Here is a 23,929-nt window from a genome sequence, read left to right as displayed (position 1 = left end):
TGCCGCCCTCGCCGCGGTTGTCGGCGCGCAGGATCAGCACCGCGTATTTCAGCGACACGATCAGGATCAGCGACCACAGGATCAGCGACACTGCGCCGGTGGCCGCCGCCGGCACCGCGGCGCCGCCCGCCGTCGCCGCCTTCACCGCCTCCTTGAACGCGTAGAGCGGGCTCGTGCCGATGTCGCCGTACACCACGCCCAGCGCGCCGAGCATCAGCGCCGCCCCGGGGCCGTGCCGGACCGCGCCGGGCTTGCGCGCGACCGGCGCGGCCGGAAGATCGACCGCCGGGGCAGCCGCGGAATGCAGGGCTTGGCTCACGGGCAGGTCCGATCGGTCGCTTCGCTGTTGCGCGAAACCCTAGCGCGTCAGTCGCGCGGCGATAGACTCCGGATTTCTCCGATGCGACCACGACGAAGACTTGTCACTCGAACGTGATGACAGTGGAACGACGGTGCCGGTGGACCCCGCCGATCAGGCCGCGTCGAGGCCCAGATCGATGATCGCCGCCGAGTGGGTGATCCAGCCGCAGGAGATCAGGTCGACGCCTGATGCCGCCACCGCCCCCACCGTCTCGCGGGTGATCCGACCGGAGGCCTCGGAGAGCGCGCGGCCGTCGATCATCGCCACCGCGCGGGTGAGCTGATCGGGGCCCATATTGTCGAGGAGCACGGCGTCGATCCCGACCGCGAGCGCCTCCGCCAGCTGCTCCAGGCTGTCGACCTCGCACTCGATCTTCACGAGATGGCCGGCCCTGGCCCGGGCCCGCGCGATCGCCGGGACGATGCCGCCGGCCACCGCCACGTGGTTGTCCTTGATCAGCACCGCGTCGTCGAGGCCGAACCGGTGATTCGAGCCGCCGCCGGCCCGCACCGCGTGCTTCTCCAGGGCGCGCAGGCCCGGCGTGGTCTTGCGGGTGCAGACGATCGAGGCCTTGCCGTGCGGGCGGGCCGCCTCGACGAGGCCGTGGGTTGCGGTGGCGACGCCCGACATGCGGCAGAGCAGGTTGAGCGCGACGCGCTCGGCGGTGAGGATCGCCCGGGCCGGGCCTTCGAGGCGCAGCACCACGTCGCCCGGAGCGACGCGCGCGCCGTCGCCGCGCTCGACCGTGACGGTCACGGCCGGGTCCACCAGCGCGAACGCGATGGCGGCGGCGTCGGTGCCCGAGATGACGCCGTCCTGGCGGGAGGCGATCACGCCGCGCATGTGCACACCCGGGGGTACGATGGCGTCGGTGGTGATGTCGCCGGCCCGGCCGAGATCCTCAAGCAGGGCGGCGCGCACCACCGGCTCCACCAAGAGCCGCGGCAGGTGCAGGATCTCGTCGGAGAGGACCGATCGGGTCATGGCGTCAGGGCCTCCTCGGCGGCCGCCCGGCCGCGCTCCGCCGCCCGGAGATCGGCCAGCGTCGTCTCGGTGTGGGTCGCGGCGCCGAGATGCGGATGGTCGCTGCGCCAGTGGGCGCCGCGGCTTTCCCGGCGCTCCAGCGCGCCATGGGCGATCAGCAGCGCCACCAGCGCCGCGTCGCAGGTTTCCGCCGCGGGCGCCAGGGCGCCCACCGCTCCGGCCAGACCGGCCGCGTCGCGCACGACGCCGACTTGGCGCTCCATCAAGGTGCGGATCACCGGCAGGTCGCCGGCGGCGCGGACGGAAATGACCTGGGGCATGATGGCGGCCGGCGGCGGCGCGTCGAGCCCTTCGGCGATGAAGCGGGCGTAGGCGAGGCCCTCCAGCAGGGAGTTGCTGGCGAGACGGTTGGCGCCGTGCAGGCCCGTGGAGGCGACCTCGCCGCAGGCGTAGAGGCCCGGCACCGAGGTGGCGCCGTGCCCGTCCACCTTCACGCCGCCCATGTGGTAGTGCGCCGCCGGGCGGACCGGGATCGGCTCCACGGCCGGGTCGATGCCGGCCGCGGCGCAGAGGCCCGCCACCGTCGGGAAGCGCGTCGGCATCGCGGCGCCGAGCGTGCCGCGGGCGTCGAGATAGACCCTGCGGCCCCGCTGCAGCGCCTGGAAGATACCGCGGGCGACGACGTCGCGCGGAGCGAGATCGCCGCCCGCGATGCCGGCCATCACGGGGGCGCCGGTCTCGTCGATCAGCCGGGCGCCCTCCCCGCGCAGGGCTTCGGTCGCGAGCGGCATCGGGTCGGCGCCGGCCGCGATGGCGGTCGGGTGGAACTGCACGAACTCCATGTCGCGCAGGACCGCACCGGCCCGGGCGGCGAGGGCCAGCCCGCGGCCGACCGCGCCCGGCGGGTTGGTGGTCGCCGCGTAGAGGGCGCCGACGCCCCCGGTGGCCAGCACCACGGCGCGGGCCGGGATGCGGAACAGGGCGCCGTCGCGCTCGGCGACGATGCCGGCTACCGCGCCGTTCGTGTCGCGGAGCAGGTCGCAGGCGCGCGCCGTGACGATCTCGACGGAGGGTGCGGCCAGCACGGCCCGCACCAGCCCTTCGAGGACCCGCGCCCCGGTGGCGTCGCCACCGGAGCGGACGATGCGGCGGCGGCCGTGCGCGGCCTCCAGCCCCAGGGCGAGCGCGGCATCGCCGGTCCGATCGAACGGCACGCCGATCCGCACCAGCCAGTCGATCAACCCGGGGCCTTCCTGCGCGACCCGGAGCGCCACGTCCGGCTCGGTCAGCCCGGCGCCGGCCGCTTCCGTGTCGGCCGCGTGCAACGCGGCCGCGTCGTCGGCGCCCACCGTGGCGGCGATGCCGCCCTGTGCCCAGCCGGTGGCGGTGCCGGAGCCGAGAAGCGATGCGGTGACGAGCGTCACCGGGCGAGGCGCGAGGCGCAGCGCGACGCTGAGACCCGCGACGCCACCGCCGACCACGACGACGCGGTCGGCGGTGTTGGGGGAGAACGCGTTCATCGCGTCCGCACCTGGAGCATGCGCTCCACCGCAGCGCGGGCCCGGTCGGCAAGCGCCGGATCAACGGTGACCTCGTGGGTCATCGTCTCCAGGGCGCGGCGGATGTTGCCTAAGCTCATCCGCTTCATGTGCGGGCACATGTTGCAGGGCTTGATGAACTCGATATCGGGGTTCTGCGCCGCGATGTTGTCGGCCATGGAGCATTCGGTGACGAGCACCACCTGCTTCGGCCGCTTCTGGACCACGAAATCCATCATCATCGCGGTGGAGCCGGAGAAGTCCGATTCCGCCACCACGTCCGGCGGGCATTCCGGGTGCGCGATCACGGTCACGCCGGGATAGCTCTCGCGGACGTCGCGGATGTCGGCGGGGGTGAAGCGCTCGTGCACCTCGCAGTGCCCGGCCCAGGTCAGGATCTCGACCTCCGGGATCTCGGCCTGGACGTTCTGCGCCAGGAACTCGTCCGGGATCATCAGCACACGGGGGGCGTTCAGCGACTTCACCACCGCGACGGCGTTGCCGGATGTGCAGCACAGGTCCGACTCGGCCTTCACGGCCGCCGAGGTGTTCACGTAGGTCACGATCGGCACGCCCGGGTACTTGGCCCGCAAGCCGCGCACGTCCGCGGCGGTGATCGAATCGGCCAGCGAGCAGCCCGCGCCCATGTCGGGAATCAGCACGGTCTTGGCCGGGTTCAGGAGCTTGGCGGTCTCGGCCATGAAGTGGACGCCCGCCAGCACGATCACGTCGGCATCGACCGTCACCGCCTCGCGGGCCAGCGCGAGGCTATCGCCGACGATGTCGGCCACCGTGTGGAAGATCTCGGGCGCCTGATAGTTATGTGCCAGGATCACGGCGTTGCGCTCGCGCTTCAGGCGCAGGATCGCCTCGATGTCGGGGGCCAGGGCGGGCCATTCGATCGCCGGCACGTGCCGGCTGACACGGGCATAGAGATCGGGCAGCGGCAGCCCCGGGATGGGCCTGCGCGAGACGGGGGCAATGGTCGCCGTCATGGCGTCCTCCATTATGCTCAGTTTGAGCATTGTGCCGTCTAACTTATGGGGGCCCGGGGCGGCTGTCCAGATATGCTAGGTGTGAGCATAAATCTTTTGCGGCGCGATGTTATGCTGCGCTGCCGAAGGCGAATCCCGTCAGCAGAAGGTCGCGGGGTCGGGCCCGATCCGGCCGTCGGTCCGGTTCAGGCAGGCAATCCGCTCCATGTCGTCCGCTCCGAGTTCGAAATCGAACAGCGCACTGTTCTCAAGGATGCGTTCGGGACGTGCGGTCTTGGGGATCGCAACGCAGCCGATCTGAACCTGCCAGCGCAGCACCACCTGGGCCGGCGTCCGTCCGTGCGCCTTCGCGATCGCGAGAATGACCGGGTCGTTCAGCTCCTTGCCCTGCCCCAGCGGACTCCAAGACTCGGTCACGATTCCGTGACGCGCATGGTCGGCGCGCGGATCCACGCGCTGGAAGCGCGGGTGGAGCTCGATCTGGTTCACCGCGGGCGCGACGCCGGTCTCGCCGATCAACGTGGCGATGTGTTCAGGAGTGAAGTTCGAGACGCCGATCGACTTGGCCCGGCCTTCCTCGCGGAGCTGGATCAACGCCTTCCAGGTCTCGACGAACAGGCGCCGCTGCGGGCACGGCCAGTGGATCAGGTAGAGGTCGACATACGGCAGGCCGAGCCGCTTCAGGCTCTCGTCGAAGGCCCGCCGCGCCTCGTCGCGCCCCTGGCGATCATTCCAGAGTTTGGTGGTGAGGAAGATCTCTTCCCGCCCTACCCCGCCGTCACGGATGCCGCGGCCGACGCCCGCCTCGTTGCCGTAGGCGGCCGCGGTGTCGATCAGGCGGTAGCCCGCCTGAAGCGCCCGACCGACAAGGTCCGGCGCCTGCGCGTCCGAGAGCTGCCAGCAGCCGTAGCCGATCTGCGGGATGCGGCGCGCATCGTTGAGCGGGAGTGTCGGGGCGGCGACGGCCATAGGGCGAGGTTCCGGTGACGGTGTCCGATCAACCCAAACGCTCGCAGCGCGACCCGTTCCGGAACATCCCGTCATTGCGAGCGCAGCGAGGCGATCCCGGGCGACGCCGCGCTCACGGTTGCCGGGCTGCGCTGGACCACGATGCTTGATCGGGCTCGCAGGGCGGGCGACGTCTGCCCGGAGGCTTCAGCGGAAACCGGGATGAGGCGTCATCCCGGGCTCGCCCGCAATACCTCGAAATAGCGGCGGTGATCGCACCCGAGGTGCGTCAACACCGTACACATCCAGTCCCTCCTGCGTCGGCTCAAGGCCCGCGGGCGGCAAGCGACCCCTGCCCGCACCACGGTATGCCTGGGGAAGGGGCGGCGCACCGGCCTGGGATGCGCCGCCCCGATCGTGATCGGCCAGCCGATCAGTTCAACGTCGCGTGGACCGGCCGGCGCTCGGTGCCGACCGTGACGTCGCCGATCATCAGGCCCATCGGACCCACGCGGACCGGCACCGTCTCCCCGTCGTGGACCCTGCCGGACAGCACCAGCTCGGCCAGCGGATCCTGGACGTTTTTCTGGATCACCCGCTTCAGCGGCCGCGCCCCGTAGGCCGGGTCGTAGCCCTTGTCGGCGAGCCAGCTCTTGGCGTCCTCATCCACCGTGAGATTGATCTTGCGATCGTCCAGGAGCTTCTGCAGCCGCCCGAGCTGGATCTCGACGATCGCCCCCATCTCCGACCGCGCGAGGCGATGGAACAGGATGATCTCGTCGACCCGGTTCAGGAATTCCGGCCGGAAGTGACCCCGCACCACGCCCATGACCTCGTCGCGGACCGCGTCGGTGTCCTGGCCCGCGGGCTGGTTCACCAGATACTCGGACCCGAGATTCGAGGTCATGATCAGCAGGGTGTTGCGGAAGTCGACCGTCCGCCCCTGGCCGTCGGTGAGCCGCCCGTCGTCGAGAACCTGCAGCAGGACGTTGAACACGTCCGGATGCGCCTTCTCGACCTCGTCGAACAGCACGACCTGATAGGGCCGGCGCCGCACGGCCTCGGTGAGGGCGCCGCCCTCCTCGTAGCCGACATAGCCCGGAGGCGCGCCGATCAGCCGGGCGACCGCGTGCTTCTCCATGTACTCGGACATGTCGATGCGCACCAGCGCCGTGTCGTCGTCGAACAGGAAGCCGGCCAGAGCCTTGGTCAGCTCGGTCTTGCCCACCCCCGTCGGCCCGAGGAACATGAACGAGCCGATCGGCCGGTTCGGATCCTGCAGCCCGGCGCGGGCGCGCCGGACCGCAGTCGAGACCGCCTCGACCGCCTCGCGCTGGCCGACAACGCGCTTGGCGAGCGCCTCCTCCATGGCCAGTAGCTTCTCGCGCTCGCCCTCCAGCATCTTGTCCACCGGCACGCCGGTCCAGCGGGAGACCACCCCGGCGACGTGGGCCGGGGTGACCGCCTCCTCCATCATGGCGTCGCGGCCAGTCTCCGACTTCGCTTCGATCTCGGCGAGCTGCTTCTCCAGACCGGGTATGACTCCGTAGGCGAGCTCCCCCGCGCGCTGGTACTGGCCCTGGCGCTGCGCCGCCGCGAGGTCGTTGCGGGCCTCGTCGAGCTTCTTCTTGAGGCCGGCGGCGGTGCCGAGCTTGTCCTTCTCGGCCTTCCAGCGGGCGGTGATCGCCGCCGAGCGCTCCTCCAGGTCGCCGAGTTCCTTCTCCAGCCGGACCAGCCGGTCGCGGGAGGCGGAATCGGTCTCCTTCTTGAGGGCCTCGGCCTCGATCTTCAGCCGGACGATCTCGCGGTCGACGTTGTCGAGTTCCTCGGGCTTGGAATCGACCTGCATGCGCAGGCGCGAGCCGGCCTCGTCAACGAGGTCGATCGCCTTGTCGGGCAGGAACCGGTCGGTGATGTAGCGGTTCGACAGCGTCGCGGCCGCCACCAGGGCCGCATCCTGGATGCGCACGCCGTGGTGCTGCTCGTACTTCTCCTTCAATCCGCGCAGGATCGAGACCGTGTCCTCCACGGTCGGCTCCGACACGAAGACCGGCTGGAAGCGCCGGGCGAGCGCCGCGTCCTTCTCGACGTGCTTGCGGTACTCGTCCAGCGTGGTCGCGCCGACGCAATGCAGCTCGCCGCGGGCGAGCGCCGGCTTCAGCAGGTTCGAGGCGTCCATCGCCCCGTCGGCCTTCCCGGCGCCGACCAGCGTGTGCATCTCGTCGATGAACAGGATGATCCCGCCCTCGGCCGCCGTGACCTCGGAGAGCACGCCCTTCAGCCGCTCCTCGAACTCGCCGCGATACTTCGCGCCGGCGATCAGCGCGCCCATGTCGAGGGCGAGCAGGCTCTTGTCGCGCAGGCTCTCGGGCACGTCGCCGTTGACGATGCGCAGGGCCAGACCCTCGACGATCGCGGTCTTGCCGACGCCGGGTTCGCCGATGAGGACCGGGTTGTTCTTGGTGCGCCGGGACAGGACCTGGATGGTCCGCCGGATCTCCTCGTCGCGGCCGATCACCGGGTCGAGCTTGCCCTCCCGGGCGGCCTCGGTGAGGTCGCGGGCGTACTTCTTGAGCGCGTCGTAGGCGTTCTCGGCCGAGGCGTTGTCGGCGGTGCGGCCCTTGCGCAGCGCGTTGATGGCGGCGTTCAGCGAGGCGGGGGTGACGCCCGCCGCCTGGAGCGACCGGCCGGCCTCGGAATCCTTCTCCACCGCCAGGGCGAGGAGCAGCCGCTCCACCGTGACGTAGGAATCGCCCGCCTTCTCGGCGGCCTTCTCGGCGGTGTCGAACAGGCGCATCAGCTCGCGCGTGGCCTGCGGGGCCGCGGCGTTGCCGGAGACCTTCGGCTGCTTGGCGAGCCACTGCTCGGTCTGGGCCAGCGCCACGCGCGACTGGCCGCCGGCGCGGTCGATCAGGCCGGCGCACAGGCCCTCCGGATCGTCGAGCAGCACCTTGAGCAGGTGACCCGGCTGAAGCTGGGGATGTCCCTCGCGCGTCGCGAGGTTCTGAGCCGCCTGCACGAAGCCGCGGGCGCGCTCGGTGTACTTTTCGAAATTCATGCACAACCCTCCCGTACCGGCATCCGCCGCCCGATGAGAGGCGCGGCGCCACCGAAACGTCGCCCTCCGGCTATCCGCCGCGCGAGGACCCCGGCGCCGCTGGTGGCCGCCGGTAGACCCGATGTGGTGTTGCAAATGGGCACCACAAGGGGCCGCGAAGCTCTTGCGCGACGGATCAATTCAGGGGCACGCTTTGCGCATGACCGCATTGATTCATGTCAGCGCCCTGTACCGCTATCCCGTGAAGGGCTTGAGCCCCGAGCCCATCGATCGGGCCGACCTCGAGACCAGCGGCTTCTTCCCGGGCGACCGGCTCTACGCCATCGAGAACGGCCCCTCGGGCTTCAACGCCGTGGCGTACCGGCATCAGCCGAAGACCAAGTACCTGATGCTCATGCGCGACGAGGCGCTCGCCCGCCTGCGCACTCGCTACGACGACGCCACGGCGACGCTCACCGTGGACGGGCACGGCGAGCCTCAGGCCTTTCGCCTTGACACCGAGGCCGGCCGCGAGGGACTGGCCGACCTGATGCGGCGGTTCGTCCCCGAGAGCCTGCGGGGGGACCCGAAGGTGCTCGCCGCCCCGCCGCAGCACCGGTTCACGGATTCGCCGACCGGCTACGTGTCGCTGATCAACCGGGCGAGCGTGGCGGCGGTCGAGGATTATCTCGGCGCGCCCGTGGATCCGCTGCGGTTCCGCGGCAACCTGCTGGTCGAGGGGCTCGCGCCCTTCGCCGAGTTGGAGATGGTCGGGCAGGTCGTCGAGGCGCCGAGCGGGCTGCGGCTCAAGATCACCAAGCGTACGGTGCGTTGCGCGGCCACCAACGTCGATCCGGTGAGCGGCGTGCGGGACTGCGACATCCCTTGGACCCTGGATGCCCGGCTCGGCCACCGGGACCTCGGCGTCTACGCCGAGGTGATCGCCGGCGGCGCGCTCTCGAGGGGCGACGCGTTGCGGGTGGTCGGGTGATCGATCAGGGCGATCTGTCGAACCCGATCCCGTCTTCCTGAAGCGCGCACCGGCGGGCCTTCATGCTGCCCTCCAGGATGGCGCGACATCCGGCGGCCTCCTTCGAGGCCTCCGCCGCGTTCGGCCTCTCCGGATGAGGGAGAGACTCTGTTCGCCCGTCGTAACGGCCCTCAGAGCCGCGACACGTAGGCTGCCAGATCCTTGATGTCGGCCTCGCTCAGCCCCTGCGCGACCTCGTTCATCGCCGGATCGTAGCCGGGCCGGGCGTTCGACTTGTAGCCGGCGAGCGCCTTGGCAAGGTACTCCTCCCGCTGCGCCCGGATCCGCGGGATCGCGTCGCGGCCGGCAAGGTCGGAGCCGTGGCAGGAAGTGCACTGGTGCTTGGCGACGAGTGCCTGAGCCCGGTCGGCCAGGGCTGGATCGGCGGGCGTTCCGCTCCGGCTCGGTGGCGGCAGCGTCGCCACCGCGTCGGCATAGGCCCGCAGGTCGTCGTCGGAGAAACCGGCGGCGACGTCGTTCATGGGGGGCGCCTCGCGCTGCTTCTCCCGGAACTGGAAGAGCTGCGTGACCACGTAGTCCGGGAGCTGACCGCCGAGGGAGGGCACCCCCTCGGTTTCGGAGGTGCCGTTTCCGTGGCAGCCGATGCAGGGCGCGAGGCGCTCCTGCATCGCCGCATCGGGCGCGGCGAGCGCCGCGCCGGCCACCAGCGTGCCGAGGGCGGTCGCCGGACCCCGGATCGCCCGCTGAATCCCGCCCATCACTTGCCGTAGCTGACGCGGTAGATCGCGCCGTTGTAGTCGTCCGAGACGAGGAGCGATCCGTCCTTCGCGACGAGGACATCGACCGGACGGCCGACATACTTGTTGTCCTGGAGGAAGCCGGTCAGGAACGGCTCGACCGCGGCGACTCTGCCGTCCGAACCGGGCTTGGCCATGACCACGTCGCCGCCGAGCTTGGTGGTGCGGTTCCAGGAGCCGTGCCGGGCGACGAAGATCGCGTCCCGGTACGCATCCGGGAACTGCGTGCCGGTGTAGAACCGCAGGCCGAGCGAGGCCGTGTGCGCGCCCAGGAGCGCCGCCGGCGCCGTGAATTCCGAGCAGGAATGGCCCCAGCCGTATTCGGGATCGGTGAAGGTGCCCTGGTGGCAGAACGGGTAGCCGAAATGCTGCTTACCCGGCTCGGTGATGACGTTCAGCTCGTCGTTCGGGATGTCCTCCGACACCCAATCGCGGCCGTTGTCGGTGAACCAGAGCTGCTTGGTCTTCGGGTTCCAGTCGAAGCCGACCGTGTTGCGCACGCCGCGGGCGATGACTTCGGCGTTCTTGCCGTCGAGGTCCATGCGCCGGATCTGCGCGTGGGTATCCGGCGGAACCAGGATGTTGCCGGGCGCGCCGATCGGCACGTAGAGCTTGTTGTCCGGCCCGATGGCGATGAACTTCCAGCCGTGCGCCTCGTCCTTGGGAAGGTCGTCGTAGACCAGGACCGGCTTCGCCGCGCCGTCGAGGTGGTTGGCGATGTCGTCGTAGCGCCAGATCTTCGAGAGTTCGGCGACGTAGAGGGCGCCGTCGTGGAACGCAACGCCGTTCGGCCGGTGGAGGCCCGTCGCGATGGTCTTGACCTCGCGCTTCCCGTCCTGGCCCGCCTGGGGCAGCACGGCGTAGACCTTGCCGACCGTGCGGGTACCGACGAACAGCGTCCCGTCCGGCGCCTGGGTCATCTCGCGGGCATTGGCGAGGCCGCTGGCATAGACCTCGACGTGGAAGCCCTCCGGCACCTTGAGCTTGTCCAGCGGCAGCTTGGCGACCGGCGTCGCGAGCGGCGGCCCCGCAACGGGCGCGAGCTTCGCGGCCGCGCCGCCCTCCGGACGGCCGTACAGGGCATCGCCGCGTTCGACCGCCTTCACGCTCGCCGGCGGCGCGGCGGAGGCGGGCGTCTCCTGCGCGTGCGCGGCGTATGATCCTGCGGCGCCCAAGCCAAGACAGGCCAGGGCAGCGGCGAGGGAACGGGTCGCGGTCGGCTTGCGGATCGACGTCATGATGTCTCCCGATGCGGTCGGCTTCTCGGCCCACCGCTTTTGCTGAACTCTTTATTCAACGATCTGTCCGACGACGCGACCCGTCGCATGGAAACGCGCGCGACAGCTCGATGCCGACGTAACCCGGCGCGGGATCGTGGCAGCCTGAGGGACCCTGTCGCTCCCGGACCGGCGGACCGGATCGGCGATCCCGGCGGTTCCAGGCCGTGCAGCCGACGGTGCTCCGGAATCGCGGATCTGGCCCGGTTGTCTCCGGCGGTCCTCAGATCAGCCGGCACGCGATGCACGCCCTCGCCTTGCGTTTTGCCGAACGATCTCCGAAAACGCCCCCCGTCCGGGAAGCTTAGGCTTGGCCGGGGATCACGGCCGCGGGCCGGATCCCGGCCGATACGGCGTTCCGATCCGGTTCGAGGACACGGTTCGATGATCGATTACGCGCAGGCGCGGCGGATGATGGTCGACTGCCAGTTGCGGACCTTCGACGTGAACGACAACTCGGTGCTCGATGCCTTCGACACCGTCGCGCGCGAGGCGTTCGTGCCGAAGGGCCGTGAGGCCTTCGCGTATATCGACCAGACCTTGAACCTCGGCGATGCGACCGGCGAGACTCGCTGCATGCCGGCCCCGATGGTGTTGGCGCGGATGATCCAGGCCCTCCGGATCCGCCCGGGCGTGACCGCGCTCGATGTTGCCAGCGGCACTGGCTACGCGACGGAAATCATGACGCGGCTCGGCGCGCAGGTCACCGCCCTCGAATCGGTGCCGGATCTCGCCGCAGAGGCCCGCGCCCGCCTCGGCGCCACGGCCCAGGTTGCGGAGGGTCCGATCGCCTCCGGCGCGCCCGATCGGGCTCCCTTCGACGTGATCCTGATCAATGGTCGCGTCGAGGTTCGGCCGCAGACCCTCCTGGACCAGCTCAAGGACGAAGGCCGTCTCGTGTGCGTGATGGGTCCCCATCGCAACGCCAAGGTGACGCTGTTCGTGCGCGCCGGCGACGCCTTCGGGGCCCGTCCGCTGTTCGACGCCTCGCTGCCCGGTCTGGAGGCCTTCGCGGCGGAAGCCGGCTTCGCGTTCTGAGGACCGGCCCCGCTCAACTCAGGCGGTAATCGGTCATGCGGGCGCGTCGGGCACTCCGGCGGTAGGCCATCACCGAGTCCGGCCACAGGGTCGTGTTGCGCCCGCTCGCGTCCAGGTACCAGCTGCGGCAGCCGCCGGCCTGCCAGATGCTGTCGGCCATCCGGCTGCGGATCCGGTCGAGGAAGCGCGTCTGCGCCTCCGGGCGGACTTCGATGGCCCGCCTGCCGGTGCGCAGGGCTGTCAGGCAGTCGAGCACGTGCTGCACCTGGATCTCGATCATCGACACGACCGAGTTGTGGCCGAGACCTGAATTCGGCCCGAGCAGCATGAAGTAGTTCGGAAAGCCGGCGACCGAGATGCCCTGATAGGCGCCCATGCCGTCGGACCACGCATCCTTCAGCCGCAGGCCGTCGCGGCCGACGAGGTTCATCCGCGTGAAAGTTCCGGTGACGTCGAAGCCGGTGGCGTAGACGATCACGTCGAGATCGTGGATCCGGCCGGCTTCCGTGGTGAGGCCGGCCTCGGTGATCCGGGCGATGCCGTCCGTCTCCAGGGTGACGTTCGGGCGCTGGAGCGTCGGGTAATACTCGTCCGAGATCAGGACGCGCTTGCAGCCGAGCCGGTAGTCGGGCGTGAGCTTCGCCCGCAGGTCCTTGTCGCGCACGGCCTTAGCGAGATGCCGGCGGGCGAGCGCCTCGGCCTGCCCGGTGAGCTTCGAGACCTTGGTGAAGCCCAGGAAGGCGCGGACCTCGTGGAGCCAGAACAACCGGGCCCGTTCGAGCCGCCGGACCAGCGGCAGGCGCCGGTAGCGCGACCGCGTGATCTCAGGAATGGCGTGGTCGTGCTTGGGCATGATCCAGGGCGGCGTGCGCTGGAACAGCGTCAGGTGGGCGGCGACCTTGGCGAGCTCTGGGACCACTTGGATCGCGCTCGCCCCCGTGCCGATGATGCCGACGCGCTTGCCCGCGAGGTCGACGGAATGGTCCCAGGCCGCCGTGTGGAAGGCCGGGCCCTTGAAGGCGCCGCGGCCCGGAATATCCGGGTAGGCCGGGTGGTGCAGGCCGCCCATGCCGGAGACGATCGCGCGCGTCAGGATCGGCCCGCGGTCGGTCTTCACCCGCCAGAGGGCACGCGCCTCGTCCCAGGCCGCACCCATGAACGTCGTCCCGAGCCGGATCAGCGGCAGCAGCCCGTTTCGTTCGGCGGTCTCCCGCAGGTAGGCCAGGATTTCCGGCTGCGGGGCGTACATCCGGCTCCAGTCGGCCTTCGGAGCGAAGGACAGGGAGTAGAGGTGCGAGGGGATGTCGCAGGCCGCTCCCGGATAGGTGTTGTCGTGCCACGTGCCGCCGAGGCCGTCGCCCTTCTCGATCACCTGAAACGGCCCGATCCCGGCCTGCCGGCACCGGATCGCCATCGCGAGGCCGGAGAAGCCGGCGCCGACGATCAGGACAGCGAGCGGTGCGGAAGCGGGCTCTGTCATCGCACGGGGCTCCCGGTGGGTGCATGGGGTGTCGGCGCGTGCGCGTTCAGGAACGCGGCGGCCTCGTCGAGGGAGGCGCGGGCCTCCGGCAGCATGCCGGCCGCGAACTGCCACGCGTGCGAGACGACGGGAAAGACTTTCAGCGACGTCTCGACACCCGCTGCCCGCGCCCGTTCCGCCATTCGGACGGAATCGTCGCGGAGGACCTCGCGCTCGCCGACATGGAACAGCAGCGGGGGAAAACCGGTGAGATCGCCGTGGACCGGCGAGATCCGCGGATCAGCCGGATCGGCATCGCCGAGATACATCGACCGGATCGCCGTGAGCGCCTTCGGATCGAACATCGCGTCCCGCCACGCGTTCGTGACGCGCGATCCGTCCTCGGAGATGAAATCGGTCGCGGGCGAGAACAGGGCGGCGGCCCAGGGCATCGGCAGGTCCAGGGCGCGGGCCTCGCCCATCAGCACCAGAGCAAGGTTCCCGCCCGCCGATTCGCCCGCCACGCAGGCGGCGCCCTCGGCGCTGAAGGCGCGCCAGACGGCCACGGCATCCTCAACCGCCGCCGGGAACGGATGCTCGGGGGCGAGGCGGTAGTCAGGGGCGAAGATCGTGAAACCGCGGTTCGCCAGGGCTCCCGTCACCGGCCGGTGCGTGCGCGACGAGCAGGCGATGAAGCCACCGCCGTGGATGTACAGCATCCGCCGGCCGTGTCCGGCCTTTGGCCGGACCCACTCGCCGCGCACGCCTCCGACGATGCCCGCCTCGTAGGTGACGCCCTTCGGATCCGGGAAGGTCGGCGCCTCGAAGATCCGGCGGAAGGCGGCGACATCGCGCGCGCGCGCGAGAGGGCCGCGGACCCGGTTCCGGATCATGTAGGCGCCGATATAGGCGCGCAGGCTGGCCATTTCAGAGCGTCCCGCCGGAGAGCCGCACGATCGCGCTCCAGTAGCCGGCCGGCATCAAGCGCTGGATCAGTGCCCCGTTCCGGGCGTCCTTGCCGATGACGAGGCGCGGCGCACGGACCTCGATGCCGCGGATGATCGCGGCCGCGGCGTCGGCAGGGGCCAGCGTCAGGAGCTTGCCGAAGGCCTCCCGGGCCTTCTCGTCCTCGACGGCGGCGCGCTGGGCGGCCTCGGGATCGGTCGGAGGACGCCGGCCGCGGGCGTTGCGCGAGATGGCGGTGGCGACGCCGCCGGGATGGACCACCGTGACCCCGAGCCCGGTGCCGGCATATTCGTGCCGCAGAGCCTCCGAGAAACCCCGCACGCCGAACTTGCTCGTGCAGTAGGCCACCTGTCCGGGCGGCGCGATCAGCCCGAACAGGCTCGACAGGTTGACGATCTGCGCCGCGGACCGTGTACGCAGCATCGGCAGGAACGCGTGGCACATCCGCACGACGGCGCGCAGGTTGATGTCCAGCAACCACTCGAAGTCTTCGAGATCCGTCTCGTCGAAGCGGCCGCCGAGGGCGACGCCCGCGTTGTTGATCAGGACGTCGACGTGGCCGAACCGGTCCGCCGCCCAGGCCGGAAGCGCGCGGATCGCCTCCGCATCCGCGAGATCGACGATTCGGGTCTCGATTGCAGCGCCGCTCTGCCGGGCCTTGGCGGCGACCGCCTCGAGGCCGACGGCGTCCCGATCCACCAGCAGGAGTCGGCAGCCCCGGGTCGCGAGGCCTTCCGCCAGGGCGGCGCCGATGCCGCTTGCGGCGCCGGTGATCAGCGCGACCGCGCCGGCGAGCTGAAATTTCTGCGCCACGTCGCGCCTCCCGAGTGGCAAGTTGGTGCGGACCCAGTCGCCTGGGATAGCCCCGGCATCGCGGATTGTCTAGGGTGAACACCCTAGACGAGGTTTGACACGATGGCGCGCGGCCGCAGGCCTGCAACACCGATGGAATGCGAGAGCCCGCCCGGCCGCGCCGCGCCGCGCACGCGCGACCGGATCCTGACGGTGAGCCTGGCCCTGTTCAACACCCGCGGGCTGGGACGGGTGACGACAGCCGAGATCGCCGCCGCTGCGGGGATCCGCGAAGGCAATCTGCAGTACCACTTTCCGCGCAAGAGCAACTTGGTGGAAGCGATGTTCGCGTCTTTCGAGGTCGAGGCGATCGCAGTTGCCGGCCGGCTGCCGGCGGATCCGGCCGCGCTCCTCGCCTACCAGCGCGCATGGTTCGATCTGATCTGGCGCTATCGCTGCGTCTATCGCGACGGCATAGCCATGGTGGAGATCGCTCCGGCGCTCCGCCCGCGGATCCACGTCCTACGGGCCGAGACCCAGGCGCTGGCCCGCGGCGTCTTCGAGGCGGCCGTGCGGGCGGGGCGGCTGCGGATCGGCCCGGAGGCCCTGGGGCGACTCATCGACAATGCCTGGATCGTGTCCAGTCACTGGATGAGCCATCGCCTTCAGGGCGGAGCCGCACTGACCGAGGCCGACCGCGACTGGGGTTTCGCGCAGGTCCGTGATCTCTTCGCCCCTTATCTGGTCGCACGCGACTCGGATTGACGCGGTCTGGCCCGGACTTTCCATAGGTCGAGGGCACCCTCCAAGCCGAAGGACGTGATGCTCGACCGCCTAGTCCATGCCGGCCTCAGCCTCCTTCTGCTCCTCGCCGTCGCGGTGCTGTTCTCCACGAACCGGCGGGCGATCCGCCCCCGTCTCGTGCTCACCGCGCTGGCGCTGCAGGTGGGGCTCGGCGCCCTGATCCTGTTCCTGCCGGCCGGGCAGGCGGGATTGTCGGCGACGGCCGACGTCGTCGTGACCGTGCTGTCCTACGGCGACCGCGGCACCGCCTTCCTGTTCGGGGGGCTCGTGGAGCCGAAGATGTTCGAGCTGTTCGGTGGCTCGGGCTTCATCCTGGCGCTGCGGGTGCTGCCGCAGATCCTCTACGTCTCCGCGCTGATCGGCGTATTCTACCACCTGGGCCTGATGCAGGCGCTCGCCCGGGGGCTCGGCGCGGTGCTGCGGCGGATCCTCGGCACGTCGCCGATCGAGTCGTTCTCGGCGGTGATCACGATCGCCATCGGCCAGAGCGAGATCGCCGTCGCCCTGCGCCCGTTCCTCGCCCGCCTGACGGGGGCCGAGCTGTTCGCCGTGATGTCGAGCGGCGCCGCGTCCACCGCCGGGTCGATCCTGGCCGGCTACGCGGCGCTGGGCGTGCCGATGACCTACCTGCTCGCCGCCTCCGTGATGGCGGTGCCGGGCGGCCTGCTCTACGCCAAGATCCTGATGCCCTCGACCGAGCCGACGCGGATCATCACCACCCGGGTCGAGTTCGGGGAGGTGCGGGCGGCCAACATCATCGAGGCGGCCGCCGACGGCACGCAGAAGGGCCTGATCGTAGCGGTCTCGGTCGGCGCCATGCTGATCGCCTTCGTCGGGCTGATCGCACTCGCGGACGGTGTCTTCGGCTATCTCGGCAACGCGATCGGCTACCCCGCCGCGTCGTTCGAGGGCGTGCTCGGCTGGGCGCTCGCGCCCCTGGCTTGGCTGTTCGGCGTGCCGTGGGAGAACGCGACCCTGGTGGGCGGGGCGATCGGCCAGAAACTCGTGTTCAACGAGTTCCTGGCCTACGCCAACCTGTCCCCGACGCTGAAGGCCGGCACCCTCGATCCGCGAACGCAGGCGATCCTCTGCTTCGCGCTCTGCGGATTCGCCAACTTCGCCTCGATCGCAATCCAGCTCGCGAGCTTCTCCAGTCTCGTGCCGGAGCGGCGGTCGGAAGTCGCCCGCTACGGAGTGCGGGCGATCCTGGCGGGAACACTCTCGAACCTGACGAGCGCGGTGATCGCGGGCCTGTTCGTGGCGTGAGGTATCGGGCAGGCGGTATGGTCGCGTCGGCCGCCTGCGCGCTGTCCGCCAAGTCCGTGTCCGCTCGTCCGGCAGGCGGTGCGCGCCTGCACGCGGATCAACGGTTCAGGTTTTTGAACGGAGCGTCAAACCGGGATGTGACGGCACGGACGGGGATTCGGGTGATCGAATCGCGGCCGAAGATCGATGCCCCGCGGAACCCAGACCGCCCTACGGCGGCGCCCGCGGCGGGTCCGGAAACCGGTGTCGCACGCGGCGCCATCTCGAGCACCAGGCTCGATCTCGGACCGCAAGTTTTCGGCGCGCCCTTCCGGGTCAGAGACGTGCGGGGCGACCACATCGGTCCGACAGTCAGGGTTCCGTCCCGGAACACGCGCATAAAAAAAGCGCCGCTTCGAATGAAGCGGCGCCGCGAAACGTCCTGTCGGAGACTTAGTTGAAGGTGTCGATCTCAGCCGACTCGTAGCTGGTGACTTCCATGCCGACGCAGATCTCGGACACGATCGGGGCAGACCAAGCCATGATATTCTCCACTTAAGGTTTAAAGGTTGAGAACGAAGTCGCTAAGGCCGAGGAGCGATGCGCGCCGCGGCCCGGTGGCGACTCAGTTGAAGGTGTCGATCTCGGCCGACTCGTAGCTGGTGACTTCCATGCCGACGCAGATCTCGGACACGATCGGGGCAGACCAAGCCATGGCGTCTCTCCTCGCTGTTGCTGGACGTCATATAGGCAATATCTTGGACGCAATACAAGCGAGCACAACACTTATATTTCTCATAGGGAGCCCCGCGCGAAAGCCGGAGAAAGCCCTGGTGCGGCCGTGCGACACCGGGCGCGGACCGGTCCGGCAAGGCCCCGGAAAGCCCCCGGTAGGAACGCTTTCGGCTTGACGGACAATCCACGCGGGCGCACGACGCACCCGCGCGTCGCCGTCCTCGGCGTCGCCGCCCCCTTTCAGCAGCGACCAGCGAAGCGACGTGCCCGACCGATCGTGCCTGCCGTGCCCGGCCACGCGCCGTCATCCCGCCTGAGCCGCTGAGAGGCCTGGCCGCGGGGCGACCGACGCGGCGGCCGGCCACGGCCTTGACCAGGAAGACCGGCGGCACGTCGCCTCGTAACTTACGAGGCGAGGCCATGAACGAGATCGCGCCCTTCGATACGCGAGTCGATCCCTCGGTACTGGCCGCGCGCCTCTCGGATGAGCGCGCTCCCGACATCGTCGAGGCCCTGAACGAGGAAGCCCCGGAGGTCGCCGCCGCCATCCTGCTCGGACTGCCGATGGAGCGGGCGGTCGAGGTGCTCGACCAGCCCGAACTCGACTGCGCCGCCGACATCATCGAGATGCTGCCCCGCGACCGGGTGGCGGGCTACCTGTCGGGCATGTCGGCCGACAGGGTCACGGACGTGTTCCGCGAGATCGAGGAACCGGGCCGCTCCGACCTGCGCGCCCGACTCGACGCCGAGACCCGCGGCGCCGTCGACCGGCTCTCGGCCTACGGCGAGGAGACGGTGGGCTCGCTGATGACCACCGAATTCGTCACCGTGCCGGGCACCTGGACGGTAGGCCAGACCCTCGAACACATCCGGCACGTCGAGAAGACCCGCGAGACCATCTACGCGATCTTCGTGCTCGACCCGCGCACCCGCGCGCTCACCAAGGCGGTGCCTCTGCGGCGGCTGATCTCGGGGGATCCGAGTGACAACGTCCTCAGCGTCGCCCCGGGCCGGCGGCCGCTCGCCGTCTCGCCCACCGCGAGCCGCGAGGAGGCGGCCCGGCTGATCTCCAAGTACGACCTCCTGGCCCTGCCGGTGGTCGACGCGGTCGGCCACGTGATCGGCATCGTCACGGTCGACGACATGATCGACGCGATGATCGAGAAGCAGACGCAGGACGTGCAGCGGTTCGGCGGCATGGAGGCGCTGCCCGAGCCCTACATGGATATCGGCTTCTTCACGATGATCCGGAAGCGGGCCGGCTGGCTGTGCGCGCTGTTCCTGTCGGAGATGCTCACCGCCTCGGCCATGCAGGGCTTCGAGGGGGAGCTGGAGAAGGCGATCGTCCTGACGCTGTTCATCCCGCTGATCATGAGTTCGGGCGGCAATTCCGGCTCGCAGGCGACCTCGCTGCTGATCCGGGCCCTTGCCCTACACCAGATCCGCCTGCGCGACTGGTGGCGGGTTGCGCTGCGGGAGCTGCCCACCGGCATCGTCCTCGGCGGCATCCTCGGCGTGATCGCGGTCGTCCGGATCGTCGCGTGGCAGAAGTTCGGTCTCTACGATTACGGCGAGCACTGGCCGCTGGTCGCAGCGACGGTGGGCGCGGCGCTCGTCGGGATCGTGACCTTCGGCTCGCTCGCCGGCTCGATGCTGCCCTTCCTGCTCCAGCGGATCGGCTTCGATCCGGCCACCGCCTCCGCGCCGTTCGTGGCGACGCTGGTCGATGTCACCGGGCTCGTCATCTACTTCTCGGTGGCGCTGCTGATCCTGCGCGGGACCCTGCTGTAGGGATGTCCGTCGCAGCGCGGGCGCGCGCTCCCGTTGCAGCCGTACGCCGCCCGGGTTGGCCGCCGGCGCTGATGGCGCAGCGCGGGTCGATACGCCGGGGCAGCCGATCGCCGTTGCCGGGAGGATGGTGTCGTCCGTGCCACGCCTTCACCGGAGAAACCCGGCCTCAGCCCGCCACCGCCGCTGCCAATCGCTTCCGCTGCACCTTGCCGTTCGCCGTACGCGGGAGGGCGTCGAGGAAACGGATCTCGCGCGGGCGCTTGTAGGCGGCGAGCCGATCGGCGCACCACGCGAGCAGGGCCGCCGCGTCGGGCTCGGCATCGGGCTGCAGCACCACGAAGCCGCAGATGACCGAAACATCCGCCCGCACCGGCAACTCCGCGACGCCGACCTCCGCCACGGAGGGATGGGCCGACAGGACCACCTCCACCTCGTTGGGCGACACGCGGTAGCCCATGGCCTTCATCAGGTCGTTGTTGCGGCCCGCGAACCAGAGGTAGCCGTCATCGTCGAGCCGGGCGAGGTCGCCGCCCGTGAACCAGTCGCCCCGCATCACCTCCGCCTCCTCCTCGGGGCGATTCCAGTAGCCGAGCATCAGCGCCGGCTCCGAACGGTGGACGGCGAGCAGGCCGGTCTCGCCGGAGGCGAGCGGCACGGGCTCGCCCTCCCTCGGCAGGATCGCCACCCGCCGGCCGAGCTGCGGCTTGCCGGGCGAGCCGGGTCGTACCGGGACGGTCGGGCCGCTGGAGATGTAGGTCGAGATCTCGCTCATCCCGAGCGCCTCGTAGAGGGGCTTGCCGGTGGCCTGCGTCCAGGCGTCGAGCAGTTCCACCGGGAGCGGTTCGCCGGCTGTGCAGCCGTGGCGTAGGCTCGACAGGTCGTGCGCGCTGAGATCGCCGTATTTGAGAATCTGGCGGTAGAGCGTCGGGACGGCGGCGAACAGGGTGGCGCGGTACTGCGCGATCAGGCGCGGCCAGACGGCGGGATCGCGCGGACCGTTGTAGAGCACCGCGGTGGCGCCCACGGACCAGGGGTCGCTCAGGCCCACACCCAGCGTGTAGGTCCAGTTCATGGTTCCGGCATGCAGCATCACGTCGGCTTCAGTGAGCCCGAGCCAGTGGTCGAGCATCGGCCGCCGGCCGTAGGCGGCGCGGTGGGCGTGGAGCACGCCCTTCGGCCGGCTGGTCGTGCCGGATGTGTAGATCAGCATCGCCGGATCGTCGGCGGCGGTATCGGCGTAGTCGGGCAGCTTCGGGCCGGCCTTCAGGGCGGCGATCGCGGCGGCATCGAGGAGCAGGCGGCCGTCCAGAGCCTCGGGCGCGACGGTGCAGCCGCCTCCGACCACCACGGCGGCCGCACCGGAATTCTCCAGCAGGAACGCCGCCTCGTCCTCGGTGAGGAGCGGCGAGGACGGGAGGGCCACGAGCCCGGCAGCCAGTGCGCCGAAATAGACGAGGACGTAATCGGCCTCGTTGCCCATCCGGATCATCACCCGGTCGCCGGGCTTGAGTCCAAGACCGAGCAGGCCCGCCGCGATGGCGCGCACCGAACGCTCGACCGTGCCGAAGCTGAGGCTGTCTTCCGTGCCGTCCCCGACCAGGATCAGGGCGGTCTTGTCGGGACGCAGACGCGCGTTCTCGGCGAGACAATACCGCGCGGCGTTGAAGCGCGCGGGCGGACGGCGGTCTTCGGACAGGCTCTCGGGCACCGGGCGCTCCCCCGCGTTCGGGCTTTTGGCCGGGTGTCCCGCCTGGGCGTGTTTCCGTCAACCTTCGACGTCTGGCCAGCGCGCGGCGAGCCCCGTGTCGGGTCCGGGGTCGCCTTCCGCGGGCGCTGCACGCGTCGGCACGAGGGGCCGGCGTCCCATCCTGCGCCGCCTGCCCCGGACGGGTGGAGCGATCCGGGACCTCGCGCAGAACGCGCGGCGTGAAGCGGCTCCGGATCTACGTCCGCCGCTGGGCCTGCGCCTCCTGCTCCTCGAACCCCTTCAGCATCTTGTCGAGCGTCAGCGGGTACTCGCGGACCCGGATCCCGGTGGCGTTGTGGATGGCATTGGCGAGGGCGGCGCCGGCCCCGCAGATGCCGAGCTCGCCGAGACCCTTGCTCTTGAGCGGGTTCGCCTTGTCGTCGAGTTCCGGCAGGAACACCGCGTCGATCTCCGGAAGGTCGGCGTGGACCGGCACATGGTACTCGGCCATGTCGTGGTTGACGAAGTAGCTGTAGCGGGGATCGACCACCGCATCCTCCATCAGCGCCGCGCCGACCCCGAAGGTCATGCCGCCGATCGCTTGGCTGCGGGCGGTCTTGGCATTGAGGATGCGCCCGCCGGTGAAGACCCCGAGCATCCGCCGCAGCCGAATCTCGCCGGTATCGGCATCGACGCCGACCTCCGCGAAGTGGGCGCCGTAGGAATACTGCGAGAACTTCTGCTTCATCTCGCCGGGCTTGATCTCGCCGGAGGCCTCCAGCCCGGACTTGGCGAGGTCGGTGAGCGCCTCCGTGCGGTTGCCGGACGTGACCGCGCCGTCGCGGAATACGGCACCGTCCGGGTTGAGATCGCCGGCCTTGAGCAGGGCCTGGCGGAGGTTGTCGCAGGCGACGTACAGCGCCGAGCCCGCCGAGGCGGCACCGAACGAGCCGCCCGAGCCCGCCGCGAAGGGAAAGTCGGTATCGCCCAACTCGACCCGCACGCGCTCGGGCGGCAGCCCCAGCATCTCGCCGGCGATCTGGGTGAGGATCGTGTACGTGCCGGTGCCGGGATCGGTCATGGCCATCCGCACCACCAGCACGCCGTCCGGTCCGAGCCGCACCTTCGCGGAGGACGGCATCAGCGGGTTGAGGCGGGCGGCGGCCGACATGCCCAGTCCGACGAGCCAATTGCCTTCGCGGCGGCTGCCCGCCGCCTGCCGCTTGTCCCAGCCGAACAGGCGGGCGCCCTCGCGCATGCAGGGGACGAGCTGGCGGGTTGAGAACGGCACCTTCTTCTCGGGATCCTCGGCCGGCTCGTTGCGCACCCGCAGCTCGATCGGGTCGACCTTCAGCTGCTCGGCGAGCTCGTCCATGGCGCACTCGAAGGCGAGCTGGCCGACAGCCTCGCCGGGGGCGCGCATCGCCGAGGCGATCGGCATGTTGAGGTTCACGAGCCGGTGGCGGGTCACCCGGTTCTGGGCCGCGTAGAGCGAGCGGGTGACGTTGGCGGAGGTCTCGAAGAAGCCGTCGCCCTCGGCGGTGTCGGACCACGATTCGTGGCTGATCGCCGACAGGCGCCCGTTCTGGTCGGCGCCCAGCCGGATCCGCTGGATCGTGTCGGTGCGGTGGGTGGCGACGTGGAATTCCTGCTGCCGGGTCAGCGCCACCTTGACGGGCCGTCGGATGACTTTCGAGGCCAAGATCGCCAGCGTCGCCTCCGGCTGGACCTGCAGCTTCGAACCGAAACCGCCGCCGATATAGGGGCTGACGATCCGGACCTTCTCGGGCGGCAGCTTCAGCACGGAACCCAGCGCCTTCTGGCCCCGGTTCGGCATCTGATTGGACGTGTGCAGCACGACGCCGTCACCCTCCCACGACGCGATGGTGGCGTGCGGCTCCATCTGCGTGTGGATCTGGTTCGGCGTGACGTATTCCACGTCGAGCTTCACCGGCGCGGACGCGAAGGCCGTATCGAAGTCGCCGAGCTTGGAATCCGGCGGCGAGTTGACCGGCTTCGGCTCGTAGGCCGCCGCGAGGTTGTCCTTGAGGAGGCCCTTGGGCTTGCTCGCATCGTACTGGACCTTGACCAGCATGGCGGCCGCCCGGGCCTGCTCGAAGGTCTCGGCCACCACGAAGGCGACGGGCTGCCCGTAGAACCGAACGTCCCGGCCCTGGAGTTGCGGCGTGACCTGCTCCTTCTTCTCGCCCTGCTCCGGCACGTTCTCGTGGGTCAGGACCAGGATCGTGCCCGGCGCCTTGCGGGCGGCCTCGGCGTCGATCGACCGGATCGTGCCGGACGCGATGGTCGCCGGCACGATGAAGCCGTAGGCCGGGTCCTTCAGCGCCCGGATCTCGTAGGCGTAGGGCGCGTGACCCGTGACCTTGAGCTTGCCCTCGACCCGGCTCAGCGGCTTGCCGACAAGACCGTCGGGACGGTCGTCGAGCGGGGTCCGGCCGATCGGCTGGTTCATTTCCATGGGAA

The 23,929-nt window shown here is 70.2% G+C and carries 20 protein-coding genes; 5 read left to right on the top strand and 15 right to left on the bottom strand.

The features are described from left to right. The 6 genes from MFF58_RS24760 to clpB all read right to left on the bottom strand — a co-directional run. The coding region (locus MFF58_RS24760) for a KUP/HAK/KT family potassium transporter (protein ID WP_238291690.1) at positions 1-214 on the bottom strand (214 nt) is incomplete at its 3' end. 258 nt (positions 215-472) lie between these two features. Next, the gene (nadC, locus tag MFF58_RS24755) at positions 473-1,345 is read right to left on the bottom strand and encodes a carboxylating nicotinate-nucleotide diphosphorylase (protein WP_238291689.1); all 873 of its coding nucleotides are present in this window, start codon (positions 1,343-1,345) and stop codon (positions 473-475) included. Further along, positions 1,342-2,865: an L-aspartate oxidase gene (locus MFF58_RS24750; RefSeq protein ID WP_238291688.1), complete on the bottom strand. Its 1,524-nt coding sequence runs from the start codon at positions 2,863-2,865 to the stop codon at positions 1,342-1,344. The genes nadC and MFF58_RS24750 overlap by 4 nt, the downstream gene beginning before the upstream one ends. Then, positions 2,862-3,878 (bottom strand): quinolinate synthase NadA, encoded by a 1,017-nt coding sequence (gene nadA, locus MFF58_RS24745; RefSeq protein WP_238291687.1) that lies wholly within the window; start codon positions 3,876-3,878, stop codon positions 2,862-2,864. The genes MFF58_RS24750 and nadA overlap by 4 nt, the downstream gene beginning before the upstream one ends. A 138-nt stretch (positions 3,879-4,016) precedes the next feature. Then, a complete protein-coding gene (locus MFF58_RS24740) occupies positions 4,017-4,847 on the bottom strand; it encodes an aldo/keto reductase (protein ID WP_238291686.1) in 831 nt (276 codons plus the stop codon). A 412-nt stretch (positions 4,848-5,259) separates the two neighbouring features. Then, positions 5,260-7,884, bottom strand: coding sequence for an ATP-dependent chaperone ClpB (gene clpB, locus MFF58_RS24735; RefSeq protein WP_238291685.1), 2,625 nt, complete (start codon positions 7,882-7,884; stop codon positions 5,260-5,262). A 199-nt stretch (positions 7,885-8,083) separates the two neighbouring features. Between clpB and MFF58_RS24730 the strand changes: the two genes are divergently transcribed. Beyond that, positions 8,084-8,854, top strand: coding sequence for an MOSC domain-containing protein (locus MFF58_RS24730; RefSeq protein WP_238291683.1), 771 nt, complete (start codon positions 8,084-8,086; stop codon positions 8,852-8,854). Positions 8,855-9,024: 170 nt separating this feature from the next. Here MFF58_RS24730 and MFF58_RS24725 read toward each other — a convergent pair whose 3' ends face one another. Together MFF58_RS24725 and MFF58_RS24720 are read right to left on the bottom strand one after the other, a co-directional pair. Next, complete coding sequence (locus MFF58_RS24725; RefSeq protein ID WP_238291682.1) at positions 9,025-9,612, bottom strand: c-type cytochrome; 588 nt, start codon at positions 9,610-9,612, stop codon at positions 9,025-9,027. Continuing rightward, positions 9,612-10,889: a PQQ-dependent sugar dehydrogenase gene (locus MFF58_RS24720; protein ID WP_238291681.1), complete on the bottom strand. Its 1,278-nt coding sequence runs from the start codon at positions 10,887-10,889 to the stop codon at positions 9,612-9,614. The genes MFF58_RS24725 and MFF58_RS24720 overlap by 1 nt, the downstream gene beginning before the upstream one ends. 423 nt (positions 10,890-11,312) lie before the next feature. On the opposite strand from MFF58_RS24720, the gene MFF58_RS24715 reads away from it, so the two are divergent. Continuing rightward, positions 11,313-11,966, top strand: coding sequence for a protein-L-isoaspartate O-methyltransferase family protein (locus tag MFF58_RS24715; protein ID WP_238291680.1), 654 nt, complete (start codon positions 11,313-11,315; stop codon positions 11,964-11,966). A 13-nt stretch (positions 11,967-11,979) separates the two neighbouring features. On the opposite strand, the gene MFF58_RS24710 is transcribed toward MFF58_RS24715, so the two are convergent. The 3 genes from MFF58_RS24710 to MFF58_RS24700 are packed head-to-tail and all read right to left on the bottom strand — an operon-like array spanning position 11,980 to position 15,204. After that, positions 11,980-13,446, bottom strand: a complete 1,467-nt coding sequence (locus MFF58_RS24710) for a flavin-containing monooxygenase (protein WP_238291679.1) — start codon at positions 13,444-13,446, stop codon at positions 11,980-11,982. After that, entirely contained in the window at positions 13,443-14,351 is a 909-nt protein-coding gene (locus tag MFF58_RS24705; protein WP_238291678.1) for an alpha/beta hydrolase, read from the bottom strand. The genes MFF58_RS24710 and MFF58_RS24705 overlap by 4 nt, the downstream gene beginning before the upstream one ends. Before the next feature lies 1 nt (position 14,352). After that, positions 14,353-15,204 (bottom strand): SDR family NAD(P)-dependent oxidoreductase, encoded by an 852-nt coding sequence (locus tag MFF58_RS24700; RefSeq protein ID WP_238291677.1) that lies wholly within the window; start codon positions 15,202-15,204, stop codon positions 14,353-14,355. Positions 15,205-15,306: 102 nt separating this feature from the next. On the opposite strand from MFF58_RS24700, the gene MFF58_RS24695 reads away from it, so the two are divergent. Continuing rightward, positions 15,307-15,948: a TetR/AcrR family transcriptional regulator gene (locus MFF58_RS24695; protein WP_238291676.1), complete on the top strand. Its 642-nt coding sequence runs from the start codon at positions 15,307-15,309 to the stop codon at positions 15,946-15,948. Between the two features lie 57 nt (positions 15,949-16,005). Further along, positions 16,006-17,253 carry a NupC/NupG family nucleoside CNT transporter gene (locus tag MFF58_RS24690; RefSeq protein WP_238291675.1) on the top strand — a complete coding sequence of 416 codons (1,248 nt, stop codon included), beginning with the start codon at positions 16,006-16,008 and terminating at the stop codon, positions 17,251-17,253. A gap of 432 nt (positions 17,254-17,685) precedes the next feature. On the opposite strand, the gene pqqA (MFF58_RS24685) is transcribed toward MFF58_RS24690, so the two are convergent. Continuing rightward, entirely contained in the window at positions 17,686-17,775 is a 90-nt protein-coding gene (gene pqqA / locus MFF58_RS24685; protein WP_007559223.1) for a pyrroloquinoline quinone precursor peptide PqqA, read from the bottom strand. 82 nt (positions 17,776-17,857) lie between these two features. Continuing rightward, positions 17,858-17,947, bottom strand: a complete 90-nt coding sequence (pqqA, locus tag MFF58_RS24680; RefSeq protein ID WP_007559223.1) for a pyrroloquinoline quinone precursor peptide PqqA — start codon at positions 17,945-17,947, stop codon at positions 17,858-17,860. A 440-nt stretch (positions 17,948-18,387) separates the two neighbouring features. Here pqqA (MFF58_RS24680) and mgtE point away from each other — a divergent pair, with 440 nt between their 5' ends. Further along, complete coding sequence (gene mgtE / locus MFF58_RS24675) at positions 18,388-19,758, top strand: magnesium transporter (RefSeq protein ID WP_238291674.1); 1,371 nt, start codon at positions 18,388-18,390, stop codon at positions 19,756-19,758. Between the two features lie 166 nt (positions 19,759-19,924). Here mgtE and MFF58_RS24670 read toward each other — a convergent pair whose 3' ends face one another. Further along, positions 19,925-21,466, bottom strand: a complete 1,542-nt coding sequence (locus MFF58_RS24670; protein WP_238291673.1) for an acetate--CoA ligase — start codon at positions 21,464-21,466, stop codon at positions 19,925-19,927. A gap of 235 nt (positions 21,467-21,701) precedes the next feature. After that, positions 21,702-23,924, bottom strand: a complete 2,223-nt coding sequence (locus MFF58_RS24665) for a xanthine dehydrogenase family protein molybdopterin-binding subunit (protein ID WP_238291672.1) — start codon at positions 23,922-23,924, stop codon at positions 21,702-21,704. Positions 23,925-23,929: the final 5 nt, after the last annotated feature.

Origin of the sequence: Methylobacterium longum, assembly GCF_022179385.1 — a bacterium.
Lineage (GTDB): Bacteria > Pseudomonadota > Alphaproteobacteria > Rhizobiales > Beijerinckiaceae > Methylobacterium > Methylobacterium longum.
The sequence above is the reverse complement of the archived record's forward strand: the minus strand, read 5'-3'. Positions and strand labels throughout refer to the sequence as shown.